10 protein-coding genes are annotated in these 13638 nt (G+C 55.9%); 4 read left to right on the top strand and 6 right to left on the bottom strand.

Annotation, left to right across the window (positions count from 1 at the left end; genetic code table 11):
* Positions 1-248: 248 nt before the first annotated feature.
* Together asnS and pncB are read right to left on the bottom strand one after the other, a co-directional pair.
* The gene (gene asnS / locus ABLU87_RS20695; RefSeq protein ID WP_004849497.1) at positions 249-1649 is read right to left on the bottom strand and encodes an asparagine--tRNA ligase; all 1401 of its coding nucleotides are present in this window, start codon (positions 1647-1649) and stop codon (positions 249-251) included.
* 303 nt (positions 1650-1952) lie between these two features.
* On the bottom strand, positions 1953-3155 hold the full coding sequence (gene pncB, locus ABLU87_RS20690; RefSeq protein WP_196942096.1) for a nicotinate phosphoribosyltransferase: 1203 nt from the start codon (positions 3153-3155) through the stop codon (positions 1953-1955).
* Between the two features lie 327 nt (positions 3156-3482).
* Between pncB and pepN the strand changes: the two genes are divergently transcribed.
* Positions 3483-6098, top strand: coding sequence for an aminopeptidase N (gene pepN / locus ABLU87_RS20685; RefSeq protein ID WP_014228655.1), 2616 nt, complete (start codon positions 3483-3485; stop codon positions 6096-6098).
* 65 nt (positions 6099-6163) lie between these two features.
* Here the strand turns inward: pepN and ssuB are convergent, their stop codons facing one another.
* From ssuB to ssuE, 3 genes are read right to left on the bottom strand one after another with little or no spacing between them, the layout of a single operon-like run.
* Entirely contained in the window at positions 6164-6937 is a 774-nt protein-coding gene (gene ssuB / locus ABLU87_RS20680; protein ID WP_014837971.1) for an aliphatic sulfonates ABC transporter ATP-binding protein, read from the bottom strand.
* Positions 6934-7725, bottom strand: a complete 792-nt coding sequence (gene ssuC, locus ABLU87_RS20675; RefSeq protein WP_004849501.1) for an aliphatic sulfonate ABC transporter permease SsuC — start codon at positions 7723-7725, stop codon at positions 6934-6936. Before ssuC ends, ssuB begins: the two co-directional genes overlap by 4 nt.
* 56 nt (positions 7726-7781) lie before the next feature.
* Positions 7782-8357: an NADPH-dependent FMN reductase gene (gene ssuE / locus ABLU87_RS20670; protein WP_009653287.1), complete on the bottom strand. Its 576-nt coding sequence runs from the start codon at positions 8355-8357 to the stop codon at positions 7782-7784.
* A 248-nt stretch (positions 8358-8605) separates the two neighbouring features.
* On the opposite strand from ssuE, the gene pyrD reads away from it, so the two are divergent.
* Together pyrD and zapC are read left to right on the top strand one after the other, a co-directional pair.
* Positions 8606-9616 carry a quinone-dependent dihydroorotate dehydrogenase gene (gene pyrD / locus ABLU87_RS20665; RefSeq protein WP_004130996.1) on the top strand — a complete coding sequence of 337 codons (1011 nt, stop codon included), beginning with the start codon at positions 8606-8608 and terminating at the stop codon, positions 9614-9616.
* A 168-nt stretch (positions 9617-9784) separates the two neighbouring features.
* Positions 9785-10327 (top strand): cell division protein ZapC, encoded by a 543-nt coding sequence (gene zapC, locus ABLU87_RS20660; protein ID WP_004849504.1) that lies wholly within the window; start codon positions 9785-9787, stop codon positions 10325-10327.
* Here the strand turns inward: zapC and ABLU87_RS20655 are convergent.
* Positions 10324-11433, bottom strand: a complete 1110-nt coding sequence (locus ABLU87_RS20655) for a YcbX family protein (RefSeq protein WP_032720969.1) — start codon at positions 11431-11433, stop codon at positions 10324-10326. The genes zapC and ABLU87_RS20655 overlap by 4 nt on opposite strands.
* Before the next feature lie 98 nt (positions 11434-11531).
* On the opposite strand from ABLU87_RS20655, the gene rlmKL reads away from it, so the two are divergent.
* The gene (rlmKL, locus tag ABLU87_RS20650) at positions 11532-13637 is read left to right on the top strand and encodes a bifunctional 23S rRNA (guanine(2069)-N(7))-methyltransferase RlmK/23S rRNA (guanine(2445)-N(2))-methyltransferase RlmL (protein ID WP_014228658.1); all 2106 of its coding nucleotides are present in this window, start codon (positions 11532-11534) and stop codon (positions 13635-13637) included.
* Position 13638: the final 1 nt, after the last annotated feature.

Here is a 13638-nt window from a genome sequence, read left to right as displayed (position 1 = left end):
TATTTTTATTCAAATCTTGTCGTTGCAAGTTGTGCTGTGGTTGGTTAAAAAGCGATCAATATAATCAGCATGTTTGCCAATTTATGAACATAAGGTGCGGTTTTAATTAGCGGTCGCTAATGAAATAGTGCGTAACATAATTGTGAATCAGGATGGTTGATGTTTAAGTTTCCTGATATTCGTTAACGTAAATTGACATAAAAAAAGGCCAGCTTGCGCTGGCCCTGGATGAAAATTGCAGAAAAAAATCAGAAAGTCGCGTTACGCGGGGTCCGCGGGAACGGAATGACGTCGCGAACGTTCTGCACGCCGGTCACGTAGGCGATAAGACGCTCAAAGCCCAGACCGAAACCGGAGTGCGGTACGGTGCCGTAACGGCGCAGGTCGCGATACCACCAGTAGTCTTCTTTATTAAGACCCATTTCCGCCATACGCGCGTCAAGCACGTCCAGGCGCTCTTCACGCTGGGAGCCACCGATAATTTCACCGATGCCCGGCGCCAGAACGTCCATTGCGGCGACGGTTTTACCGTCTTCGTTAAGGCGCATATAGAACGCCTTGATGTCTTTCGGGTAGTTTTTCACCACCACCGGAGCTTTAAAGTGCTCTTCCGCCAGATAGCGTTCGTGCTCGGAGGAGAGATCCACGCCCCAGTAGACCGGGTTTTCGAACGACTTACCGCAGTTTTCCAGAATGGTGACCGCGTCAGTGTAATCAACCTGGGCAAAATCAGCGGAAACGAAACGCTGCAGGCGGTCGATAGCGTCTTTATCAACGCGTTCGGCAAAGAACTGCATGTCGTCTGCGCGCTCTTCGAGAACGGCTTTGAAGACGTACTTCAGCATCGCTTCCGCCAGACCTGCCACATCGTTCAGGTTAGCAAAGGCGACTTCCGGCTCCAGCATCCAGAACTCCGCCAGGTGGCGGCTGGTGTTGGAGTTTTCCGCACGGAAGGTCGGGCCAAAGGTGTAGATTTTGGACAGCGCGCAGGCGTAGGTTTCGCCGTTCAACTGGCCGGAAACGGTCAGGAACGACTCTTTGCCGAAGAAGTCTTTATCGAAATCGACTTTGCCCTGTTCGTTGCGCGGCAGGTTTTCCAGATCCAGCGTTGACACGCGGAACATCTCGCCGGCGCCTTCAGTGTCGGAAGCGGTAATCAGCGGAGTCGAAACCCAGAAGAAACCCTGCTCGTCGAAGAAACGGTGCAGCGCCTGCGCCAGGGTATGGCGAACGCGCGCCACCGCGCCAATCAGGTTGGTGCGCGGGCGCAGGTGGGCAACTTCACGCAGGTACTCGATGCTATGGCGTTTAGCCGCCATCGGATAAGTATCCGGATCTTCCACCCAGCCGCTGACTTCCACGTGGCTGGCCTGGATTTCAAAGCTCTGGCCCTGGCCCTGAGATGCCACGACTTTACCGGTCACCACGACCGAGCAGCCGGTGGTCAGGCGCAGCACTTCCTGATTGTAATTGGGAAGAGAATTACTAATAACGGCCTGTACAGGATCAAAGCAGGAACCGTCATAGACGGCGAGGAAAGAAAAGCCAGCTTTAGAATCTCGGCGGGTACGCACCCATCCGCGCACGGTGACTTCGCTGTCAACGGCAACGCGGCCCTGGAGTACGTCGGCTACAGGCACAACGCTCATAATAGTCTCTCTTGTTAGTCCAATAGAAAAATCTGTATTCCCCTGCAACAGGGGGATATCTATGTTACCTGTCATCTTCCATCAGACAAGTAGATTTCGCACAAGAAAGGGGGGTTTTAGGAAATAAATAAGGAGATAGCCTACTTTGCTGCGTGAGAGCCTGATATTCAGAGAGATTCGTTCATTGCGATTATCCCATGCAGGGCGACCGGGGTTCTTAATGCTTGATAACGTCTGGGGGTGATAAGCGGAGGCAAATAAAAATGCGCCCGTTTTGGCGGACGCATTTTGTCTTTATATGACCTAGCTGGCTTTTTTAACCGGCGGTAGATCGAAGGCTTTGCGCAGCGCGCGGACGAAAGCTTTATCGTGACAAATCGTTTTACCCGGGCTATCCGAAAGTTTCGCCACCGGTTTACCGTTGCACTCCACCAGCTTGATAACAATATTGAGCGGCTTCACCTGAGGAATATCGCAGGTTAAACGCGTGCCGATACCGAAGCTCAGATTCACCCGCGATGAGAAGTGGCGATAGAGATCAACCGCTTTTGTCAGGTCGAGATTGTCGGAAAATACCAGCACTTTGCTCAGCGGGTCGATGCCCAGCTTTTTGTAGTGGGCGATAGCCTTCTCGCCCCATTCCACCGGGTCGCCGGAGTCGTGGCGCAGCCCCTGATAGCGGGTCGCAAACTCCGGCCCGAAATCGCGCAGAAAAGCGTCCATCGTAATGCAGTCGGTCAGCGCAATCCCCAGCCGATCGGGATACTCTTCCAGCCAGGCAGCGAGAGCCGCGCGCTGGCTGCTCGCCAGGTTCGGGCTGATCTGCTGATGCGCCTGGAACCATTCGTGAGCCTGGGTCCCCATTGGGGTCAAATTCAAACGCCGCGCCAGATCGTAATTGCTGGTACCGGTGAACCAGGATTCTTGCTGAAGACGCTGAACAATCGCCTGCTGCACCTCGCGGGAGAAGCGGCGGCGGGTACCGAAATCCATCAGGCGGAAGCCCGACATATCGATATCAGCAGTGAGGCGGTTAAAGTCAGTCAGCTTATGCTCAAGGGTGTCCAGCGCGAGATCGACGCTGATTTCCGGCGAGCGGTAGCGATGAACCAGCTCGCTTATCACCGCCAGCAGCGGAACTTCCCACATAATAACTTCAAGCCAGGGGCCGGAAAGGCGAATATTCAGCTTGCCGTTGTCATTGATGACCGTGACCTGGCGCGGGTCGTAGCGGAAGCCGCGTAGCCACTCGAGATAGTCTGGCGCAAAGAAGGGCAGGCTCGACAACCAGTGATATTCATCGTCCTGCAGTCTCAGGTCGCGCATCGTCTCAACCTGCTCGCGAATCGCATCGGCGTAGATGCCGAGCAGATCGTCCCCGCGGCAGCGGAACTCCGCCGCAACCTGTACATCATTGTAGCGGTGGAAGACAGCCTGCTGCATGTGCAGCTTGTAGGCATCCGTATCAAGCAACGAGTGCAGTACAGGAGAAGTGGATTGGGTCATGGTGCGCAGTAGCATCCTCTCACTGGAGCGTTTCCATCAAAACCAAAGCGGTAAAAGGAGGCGGAGTATACCTGTAATACCCGACGCTGTCCCGCGGTGACGGCTGATGGCGACGCTGACGGTCATTTGCGAGGCCTAGTTTAATATATTGAACACGCATCACACCACAAGCTTTGCGCCTGGTCGAGCGCATTTCGTGCCTCTTGTGTTATCAAAATGTAGCAATTTTCATGTTTAGCATTGAAAAGATGAAGATTCTGCATAGCGAGATTTGCGCAACAGGAATAGACTGAGTCGACACTTTACAGGACACGCTAAAGGTTTTTTATGACACAACAGCCCCAAGCCAAATACCGCCACGACTACCGTGAGCCGGAGTATCTGATTAGCGATATCGATTTGACCTTTGACCTGGATGCCGCGAAAACCGTTGTGACGGCTGAGAGCAAGGTCTCCCGCCACGCGGCTACGTCTGATGTGCCATTGCGTCTGGATGGCGAAGACCTGACGTTGGTCTCTCTGCGGATTGATGGTCAGCCGTGGAGCGACTACAAGGAAGAAAATAACCAGCTGGTGATTAGCGGGTTGCCGGAACATTTCACTCTGACCATCGTCAATGAAATCAGCCCGGCGGCGAATACCGCGCTGGAAGGGCTATATCAGTCCGGCGAAGCGCTGTGTACCCAGTGCGAGGCGGAAGGCTTCCGCCACATTACCTGGTATCCGGACCGCCCGGACGTTCTGGCGCGCTTCACCACCAAAATCATCGCCGATAAAGCAAAATACCCGTTTCTGCTCTCCAACGGTAACCGCGTGGCCCAGGGCGAGCTGGAAAATGGCCGTCACTGGATCCAGTGGCAGGACCCGTTCCCAAAACCGTGCTACCTGTTTGCGCTGGTGGCCGGTGATTTTGACGTCCTGCGCGATACCTTCAAAACCCGTTCGGGGCGTGAAGTGGCGCTGGAGCTCTACGTTGACCGCGGTAACCTTGACCGCGCGCCGTGGGCGATGACCTCGCTGCAAAATTCGATGAAGTGGGACGAAACCCGCTTTGGTCTCGAGTACGACCTCGACATCTATATGATTGTCGCCGTCGACTTCTTCAACATGGGCGCCATGGAGAACAAAGGTCTTAACGTCTTTAACTCCAAATACGTACTGGCGCGTACCGATACCGCGACCGATAAAGATTACCTGGATATCGAGCGCGTGATTGGTCATGAATATTTCCATAACTGGACCGGCAATCGCGTGACCTGCCGCGACTGGTTCCAGCTCAGCCTGAAAGAGGGGCTGACCGTCTTCCGCGATCAGGAATTCAGCTCCGACCTCGGCTCGCGCGCGGTGAACCGCATCAATAACGTACGCACCATGCGCGGCCTGCAGTTTGCCGAAGACGCCAGCCCGATGGCGCATCCGATTCGCCCGGATAGCGTGATCGAGATGAACAACTTCTATACCCTGACGGTGTATGAGAAGGGAGCGGAAGTGATCCGCATGCTGCATACCCTGCTGGGCGAAGAAAATTTCCAGAAAGGCATGCAGCTCTATTTTGAGCGCCACGACGGCAGCGCCGCGACCTGCGACGACTTTGTCCAGGCGATGGAAGACGCTTCCAACGTCGATCTGTCCCACTTCCGCCGCTGGTATAGCCAGTCCGGTACGCCGATTGTCACCGTCCATGATGACTACAACCCGGAAACGGAGCAGTACACGCTGACCATCAGCCAGCGCACGCCGCCGACCGCTGAGCAGGCGGAGAAGCTGCCGCTGCATATTCCGTTCGACATCGAGCTGTACGATAACGAAGGCAAGGTAATCCCGCTGCAGAAGGGCGGTCACCCGGTGCATCACGTGCTGAACGTCACCCAGGCGGAGCAGACTTTTGTTTTCGACAACGTTTACTTCCAGCCGGTCCCGGCGCTGCTTTGCGAGTTTTCCGCGCCGGTGAAGCTGGAGTACAAATGGAGCGATCAGCAGCTGACCTTCCTGATGCGCCACGCGCGGAATGATTTCTCCCGCTGGGACGCGGCGCAGAGCCTGCTGGCGACCTATATCAAACTCAACGTCAACCGTCACCAGCAGGGGCAGCCGCTGTCTCTGCCGATTCACGTCGCCGATGCGTTCCGCGCGATTCTGCTGGATGAGAAGATCGATCCGGCGCTGGCGGCTGAGATCCTGACGCTGCCTTCAGCGAATGAAATGGCGGAGCTGTTTGCGATTATCGATCCGCTTGCCATCGCGGCGGTGCGCGAAGCGCTGACCCGCACGCTGGCGAAAGAGCTGGCTGACGAGTTCCTGGCGGTTTACAACGCCAACAAGCTCGACGGCTACCGCGTTGAGCATGCCGATATCGGTAAGCGTTCTCTGCGTAATACCTGCCTGCGCTACCTGGCGTTTGGCGATACCGAGCTGGCGGATAAACTGATTAGCGCGCAGTATCACCATGCGGACAATATGACCGACGCGCTGGCGGCGCTGGCGGCGGCCGTAGCGGCCCAGCTGCCGTGCCGCGATGCGCTGATGCAGGAATATGACGACAAGTGGCACCAGGACGGACTGGTCATGGATAAATGGTTTATCCTGCAGTCCACCAGCCCGGCGGATAACGTCCTGGAGACGGTTCGCGGCCTGTTGCATCATCGCTCGTTCAGCATGGGTAACCCGAACCGCGTCCGTTCTCTGATCGGCGCCTTTGCCGGCAGCAACCCGGCGGCGTTCCATGCAGAAGACGGCAGCGGCTATCAGTTCCTGGTCGAGATGCTGACTGAGCTGAACAGCCGCAACCCGCAGGTGGCTTCGCGTCTGATTGAGCCGCTGATTCGTCTGAAACGCTATGACGAGAAACGTCAGGCGCTGATGCGCGGGGCGCTGGAGCAGTTGAAGGGTCTGGAGAATCTTTCCGGGGATCTGTTCGAGAAAATCAGTAAAGCGCTGGCGTAACGCCAGCGCGAGTCCAAACCTGTAGCCCCGCTAAGCGCAGCGCGAGCGGGGGAACGTCGCAGTCGTTAACCGTGGCTCACTAAGCGTGGCGAGGATTCGTTCTTGCCGCGCTGCATCACCCGATTCAGTACTTCCGCTTCCAGTTCGGCCAGCTTCGCTGAACCCGTGCGTCGCGGACGGGGAATGTCCACCAGCAGATCCAGCCCTATCTTCCCCTCTTCAATCAGCAAAACGCGATCGGCCATCGCCACCGCCTCGCTGACATCGTGGGTGACCAGCAGAACGGTAAATCCGTGCTCCTGCCACAGCGAAACAATCAGATCCTGCATCTCCAGGCGAGTGAGGGCGTCCAGCGCGCCCAGCGGTTCATCAAGCAGTAATAATCCGGGGCGATGAATTAACGCGCGAGCCAGCGCCACGCGCTGCTTTTGCCCGCCGGAAAGCGCCGCGGGCCATTCACCGGCGCGGTCTTCAAGGCCGACGCTCGCCAGCGCCTTGAGCGCCGCCTCGCGCCACTGCCCCTTCAGCCCGAGGCCGACATTGTCGATCACCGTTTTCCACGGCAGCAGGCGGGAATCCTGGAACATCATCCGGGTATCCTCCTGGATTTGCGCCAGCGGCGTCGAACCCGCCAGCAGCTGCCCGGCGTTGGGTTTTTCCAGCCCGGCCAGCAGCCGCAGCAGGGTGCTTTTACCGCCGCCGCTGCGTCCGACCACCGCGACAAATTGCCCGGTGGGAATATGCAGATCGAGTTCATTCAGAATCGTCTTGCTGCCGTAACGCTTGCTTACGCCGTTTAGCAGTAGCGGGATCCCCGGATTAAGACGCGCGGTTGTCATGCGTTGGCCTCCTGAAGGTGGTAAGCCGGATTCCAGCGCAGCCAGACGCGTTCAAGAAGCTGTGCGCTGAAGTCGGCCAGTTTGCCGAGAATAGCGTAAAGAATAATGGCGACGACCACGACATCGGTCTGCAGAAATTCGCGGGCATTCATCGCCAGATAGCCGATACCGGCGTTAGCCGAGATGGTTTCAGCCACGATCAGCGTTAACCACATCAGGCCGAGCGCAAACCGGATGCCGACCATAATGGAGGGCAGGGCGCCCGGCAGGATCACGTGACGGAACAGAGCAAAACCCGATAAGCCATAGCTGCGGGCCATCTCCACCAGACCCCGGTCAATGTTTCGAATACCGTGCCAGGTGTTGATATAAATCGGGAACATCGTCCCCAGCGCCACGAGGAAAATTTTGGCGCTTTCATCGATGCCGAACCATAAAATCACCAGCGGAATCAGCGCGAGGTGCGGTACGTTGCGCAGCATCTGAATGGAGGTGTCCAGCAGGCGTTCGCCCCAGCGCGACAGGCCGCTGATAAGCCCGAGAACCAGGCCAATGGAACCGCCGATGCTGAAACCAATAAGCGCCCGCCATGAGCTGATGGCCAGATGTTGCCAAAGCTCGCCGCTGGCGGAGAGCGTCCAGAAGGCTTTGAGCACCCCTTCCGGTGACGGCAAAATACGGGTAGAGAGCCAACCAACGGAAGAGGCGAATTGCCATACAATCACGCTGCCAACCGGCAAAAGCCAGGGGGCTATGCGGATCAGGAGTTTTTGCGAAAGCGTCGCCATACAGTGTTCCTTTATTCTTTAGCGTTTTGCCTGGTGATGGGCATCAACGCTGAACTTTAAACGTGCTCAACCCGCTGTAAGGTTTTCAGCGCCGGCGCGCGGCTGCTGGGGCGATGCAGCGCCTGCCAGAAGGTTTCCAGCGCCTGGTCGAGGCGGCCCTGCAGATTCGGGGTAAACTGCGGTTTATGCTGATAATCCGTAACCTGGCTATCGTCAGCGAAAACGCCGTGGAGGATCTCCTGGGCTTTCAGCGCGTTGAGTACCGGTTTTAAGGCGTAATCCACCGCCAGCATATGGGCGATGGTTCCGCCGGTAGCCAGCGGCAGAACGATTTTGCCCTCCAGCGCGCGCTCCGGCAGCAGGTCCAGAAGCGTCTTTAACGCGCCGGAAAAAGAGGCCTTATAGACGGGCGTCGCAATGATCAGCCCATCGGCGCCGGCAAGCTGTTCATTTAACGCATGGAGGGCTGGGTTATCAAAGCGAGCGTAGAGCAGGTCTTCCGGAGCGAAATTCTGCAGATGCCAGTGGCAGACCTCGATATCCGCCGCCGAAAGCGTCTCTCTGGCGTATTCCAGAAGCGCGCTGGAGCGGGAAGGGTAGCGCGGGCTGCCCGCAAGTGTGATGACTCGCATACTCTCTCCTTATAACTAAATATTTGCATTTATCTATAATTGATAACATTTAGCCGCAGTGTGACAGAGCGCTTTTATTTCCCTAAATGATTTATCCGGCGTTGGATTGTCAGAAAGTGCATAACGAGCGGGAGAAAAGTAAACGTTTGCGTCGGAGGTAAGATTTTTTGTCGTAGGTCAATTCCCTTTCCGGGGTGGATCGCACATAATACGCCCCCGGTTTGCACACCGGGAATCCAGGAGAGTTCATGTACTACCCCTTCGTTCGTAAAGCCCTTTTTCAGCTCGATCCTGAGCGCGCTCATGAAGTCACTTTTCAACAATTACGCCGTGTTTCGGGTACCCCGCTGGAAATGTTGGTTCGCCAGAAGGTACCGACAAAGCCGGTAACCTGTATGGGGCTCACATTTAAGAACCCGCTGGGCCTGGCCGCCGGGCTGGATAAGAACGGCGAGTGCATTGATGCCCTCGGGGCGATGGGTTTTGGTTCCATTGAAATTGGTACCGTGACGCCGCGTCCACAGCCGGGCAACGATAAGCCAAGGATCTTCCGCCTGGTCGATGCCGAAGGTTTGATCAACCGCATGGGCTTTAATAACCACGGTGTTGATAACCTCGTGGAGAACGTAAAAAAGGCGCATTTTGACGGCATTCTGGGTATTAATATTGGCAAGAATAAAGATACACCGGTAGAACAAGGCAAAGATGATTATCTGATTTGTATGGAAAAAATCTATGCTTATGCCGGCTATATCGCCATTAATATCTCCTCGCCGAATACCCCAGGCTTGCGTACTTTACAATACGGAGATGCGCTGGACGATTTGCTTTCTGGTATTAAAAATAAGCAACGCGAGCTACAAGAGAAACATCAAAAATATGTTCCTGTGGCCGTAAAGATCGCTCCGGATCTTTCCGTCGAAGAATTGATCCAGGTAGCGGACAGTTTAGTCCGGCATAATATAGATGGCGTCATTGCCACCAATACCACTCTGGATCGATCGCTGGTGCAGGGGATGAAACATTGTGATGAAACCGGTGGCCTTAGCGGACGTCCATTGCAGCTGAAGAGTACGGAAATTATCCGCATGCTGTCTGCGGAATTAAATGGCCGCCTGCCAATTATCGGAGTCGGCGGTATTGACTCGGTGATTGCCGCCCGGGAAAAGATAGCCGCCGGAGCGACGCTGGTGCAGATTTATTCCGGATTTATTTTTAAAGGCCCGCCGCTGATTAAAGAAATTGTTACCCATATCTAATCTTTTCCCCCTCTGATACTCCTCCAGGGCTTTATTTATAGCCCTGGTTGTTTTATATTCCTTCATTGTTGCTTATTTAGACATTTTAGTCTTTTCTTAATTTTTGAAATATTCTGTAGCAGTTTACCTGTTTATTACAGACGGAAGTGGAAGAGGACGGGGGTAGAAATGCGGATCAAACCTGACGATAACTGGCGCTGGTATTACGATGAAGAGCATGACCGCATGATGCTCGATCTGGCTAATGGTATGTTATTCAGATCGCGTTTTGCTCGCCGCATGTTGACGCCCGACGCCTTCGCGCCTTCCGGATTTTGCGTTGATGACGCAGCGCTCTATTTTTCATTTGAAGAAAAGTGCCGCGATCTTGAATTATCAAAAGAACAGCGCGCTGAATTAGTACTCAATGCGCTGGTCGCTATTCGTTTTCTCAAGCCGCAAATGCCGAAAAGCTGGCATTTCAACACGCATGAAGAGAGCTGGCAGCCCGGCGTTGGCGATGCCGCCAGCGCATGGCTCAGCGATACCGGCCAGCAGGTGAATCTGCTGGTGGTTGAGCCCGGAGAAAACGCCGCGCTGTGCCTGTTAGCCCAGCCCGGTCTGACGCTTGCCGGGCGGGTGATGCAGCTCGGCGACGTGATTAAAATTATGAACGACAGGCTGCAGCCGGCGCCAGGCGTCGCCAGCTACAGCCTGGGTCAGGCGGTTTAAGGCGCCAGCCTCACCGCGGTTTTCGGCACGCAGCTACAGCATAAAATGGTGCCATCTGCGGCGACCGCGTTTTTCTTCAGCGCGCTGACTTCTCCTTCTTCCAGCCGGATGCGGCAGCTGCCGCAAATCCCAGCCCGGCAGGAGTAAGGAATACGAATTCCCTGTTGTTCCAGCTGCTCCAGCAAGATTTGCTGATTATTACCGGTAAAACTCACTCCCTGCCACGCTATTTCCACCGTCGCGTTCTCCTGCGCTTCAGGTGCCGGCGTAGTATCACTCTCGCCTGCGCCGTAGGCCTTCGCCGGGCCGCTGGCCAGCACTTCTAACGCATCGCCCACGCGGATTACGCCGCTATTTCGCGCGATCAGGTTCTGGCCAAAATCGACATCGCCGTTATCCAGCGCCGTGCGGAAACGCTGCAGCGTGCTTAAGGGCTCCCCGGAAGGATGCTTTTGCCCGCGCTCCGGGCTGACGGTGGTCAATACGCAGCGGCTGCACGGTTTGACGACATCAAAAATGACCTCGCCAATGCGCACCACTTTCCACGTATCTTCTTCCCAGGCGGCCGCGCCGGTCACCAGCAGATTTGGGCGAAATTGTTCTATGCTTACGCTGGCCGGACAGCGATTTTGCAGATCGCGCAGCGAGGCCTCATTGGCCAGCAGATAGGGAAAACCGTCGGCAAAAGAGAGGGGGACGGCATCGTGACGTTTTACCCTGCGGCTAAGCGCTGGCCCCAGCCAGCGGAGCTGAACGCTGCGGTTGAAGAACCCGCTTAGCCACTGGTTCACCCGGTCCGGGGCAATCAGGGCGGTAAAATGGTTGCCCCAGACTTCGGTCGGCTCCTGCTGTACGGAGAAATCGCTGAAGCGCACCATCGCGCTGCTGCCGTCCGGCGCGGTCAGATGCAGACCATCATGGAGCGGCGCGGGAATAAATTTGACCATTTGCGGAAACTGACGGGCGGTAATGAAGGTGCCATCGGTTTCCGTCACCATAAATATACGATCGAAGGCCAGCCCGCTGCTGTCTGCATAAGCGTGGCTGAGTCCCATTCCCCGCATCGATTTGACGGGATGAATGAAAAGTCGCGAAAGGGTTACCATACGCTGCCCCTGGCTTTAAAAATAAGCCTTTAACTTTATGACATGAGGCGCATATTGGCTATAATGCGCACCAATTTTCTTTTAGTAAAAGTGACGATATGAATTCTCTGTTTGCCAGTACGGCTCGTGGGCTGGAAGAGCTGTTAAAAACTGAACTGGAAGGGCTGGGCGCGGTGGACTGCCAGTTGGTCCAGGGCGGGGTCCATTTTCAGGGAGATACGCGGCTGCTGTATCAAAGCCTGATGTGGAGCCGGCTGGCTTCGCGGATTATGCTGCCGCTGGGGCAGTGCAGCGTATACAGCGACCTGGATCTGTACCTTGGCGTACAGGCCATTCCATGGACGGAGATTTTCACTCAGGATGCCACTTTTGCCGTGCACTTTAGCGGGCTGAACGAAGAGATCCGCAATAGCCAGTACGGGGCGTTGAAGGTGAAAGACGCCATCGTCGACAGCTTTACGCGTAAGAATCTGCCGCGTCCCAACGTCGATCGCGAAAATCCCGATCTGCGTATTAACGTCTGGCTGAATAAAGAGACCGCGCATATCTCCCTGGATCTTAGCGGCGAGGGGCTACACCTGCGCGGCTACCGCGACGGTACCGGTATGGCGCCAATCAAAGAAAACCTGGCTGCGGCGATAGTGATGCGTTCCGGCTGGGCTGCCGGTACGCCGCTGCTCGATCCCATGTGCGGTTCCGGTACGCTGCTGATTGAAGCGGCGATGCTTGCTACCGATCGTGCGCCGGGTTTACACCGCGGCCATTGGGGTTTCGGCGGCTGGGCGCAGCATGACGATGCTATCTGGAAAGAGGTGAAGTCCGAAGCACAAACCCGCGCCCGTCAGGGGCTGGCGGCGTATGAGTCGCGCTTTTACGGTTCCGACGTTGACGCCCGCGTCATCGAACGTGCGCAGCGCAACGCCCGTCGCGCCGGTATTGGCGAACTGATTACCTTCGAAGTGAAAGACGTTGCCCAGCTTAGCAACCCACTGCCGAAGGGCCCTTACGGCACGGTGATAAGCAACCCGCCGTACGGCGAGCGTCTGGAGAGTGAACCGGCGCTGATTGCCCTGCATAGCCTGCTGGGGCGGATCATGAAAAATCAGTTTGGCGGCTGGAACCTGTCGCTGTTTAGCGCCTCGCCGGATCTGCTGAGCTGCCTGCAGCTGCGCGCTGATAAGCAGTTCAAAGCGAAAAATGGACCGCTCGACTGCGTCCAGAAGAACTATCATCTTGCGGAAAACGAAGGCGGCAAAACCGCGATGCTGGCGGAAGATTTCGCCAACCGTCTGCGTAAGAACCTGAAAAAATATGAGAAGTGGGCGCGTCAGGAAGGCATTGAATGCTATCGCCTGTATGATGCCGACCTCCCGGAGTACAACGTCGCTATCGACCGCTACGCCGACTGGGTGGTGGTGCAGGAGTATGCGCCGCCGAAAACCGTTGACGCGCACAAGGCCCGCCAGCGCCTGTTTGATATTATCGCCGCCACCATTGCCGTACTGGGGATTGCGCCGAACAAGCTGGTGCTGAAAACCCGCGAACGGCAGAAAGGGAAAAACCAGTATCAGAAAATGGGTGAAAAAGGTGAGTTCATTGAGGTGCAGGAGTATAACGCACGTCTGTGGGTAAACCTGACCGACTACCTGGATACCGGGCTGTTCCTCGACCACCGTATTGCTCGCCGCATGCTGGGCCAGATGAGCAAAGGCAAAGATTTCCTCAACCTTTTCTCCTACACCGGTAGCGCCAGCGTCCACGCCGGCCTTGGCGGCGCGCGTTCCACGACGACGGTCGATATGTCACGTACCTATCTTGAATGGGCTGAACGTAACCTGCGCCTCAATGGCTTAACCGGCCGCGCGCATCGCCTGATGCAGGCTGATGTGCTGGGCTGGCTGCGGGAGACCACCGAACAGTTTGATCTGATCTTTATCGATCCGCCAACCTTCTCCAACTCCAAGCGTATGGATGATGCGTTTGACGTACAGCGCGATCATTTGCGCCTGATGACTGATTTAAAACGTCTGCTGCGTAAAGGCGGCACGATCATGTTCTCGAACAACAAACGCGGTTTCCGTATGGATCATGACGGGCTGGCGCAGCTGGGCCTGAAGGCGCAGGAGATCACGCAAAAAACGCTGTCTCAGGATTTTGCCCGCAACCGTCAGATTCACAACTGCTGGCTGATTACCGCAGCCTGAA

This window comes from Klebsiella sp. CB_Kp196 (genome assembly GCF_040061575.1).
GTDB lineage: Bacteria > Pseudomonadota > Gammaproteobacteria > Enterobacterales > Enterobacteriaceae > Klebsiella > Klebsiella michiganensis.
This window is presented reverse-complemented; position numbering and strand designations above follow the sequence as displayed.

Coding starts and splice junctions, on each gene's coding strand:
- asnS (WP_004849497.1), bottom strand. CDS start 1,649: ATGAGCGTTGTGCCTGTAGCCGACGTACTCCAGGGCCGCGTTGCCGTT.
- pncB (WP_196942096.1), bottom strand. CDS start 3,155: ATGACCCAATCCACTTCTCCTGTACTGCACTCGTTGCTTGATACGGAT.
- pepN (WP_014228655.1), top strand. CDS start 3,483: ATGACACAACAGCCCCAAGCCAAATACCGCCACGACTACCGTGAGCCG.
- ssuB (WP_014837971.1), bottom strand. CDS start 6,937: ATGACAACCGCGCGTCTTAATCCGGGGATCCCGCTACTGCTAAACGGC.
- ssuC (WP_004849501.1), bottom strand. CDS start 7,725: ATGGCGACGCTTTCGCAAAAACTCCTGATCCGCATAGCCCCCTGGCTT.
- ssuE (WP_009653287.1), bottom strand. CDS start 8,357: ATGCGAGTCATCACACTTGCGGGCAGCCCGCGCTACCCTTCCCGCTCC.
- pyrD (WP_004130996.1), top strand. CDS start 8,606: ATGTACTACCCCTTCGTTCGTAAAGCCCTTTTTCAGCTCGATCCTGAG.
- zapC (WP_004849504.1), top strand. CDS start 9,785: ATGCGGATCAAACCTGACGATAACTGGCGCTGGTATTACGATGAAGAG.
- ABLU87_RS20655 (WP_032720969.1), bottom strand. CDS start 11,433: ATGGTAACCCTTTCGCGACTTTTCATTCATCCCGTCAAATCGATGCGG.
- rlmKL (WP_014228658.1), top strand. CDS start 11,532: ATGAATTCTCTGTTTGCCAGTACGGCTCGTGGGCTGGAAGAGCTGTTA.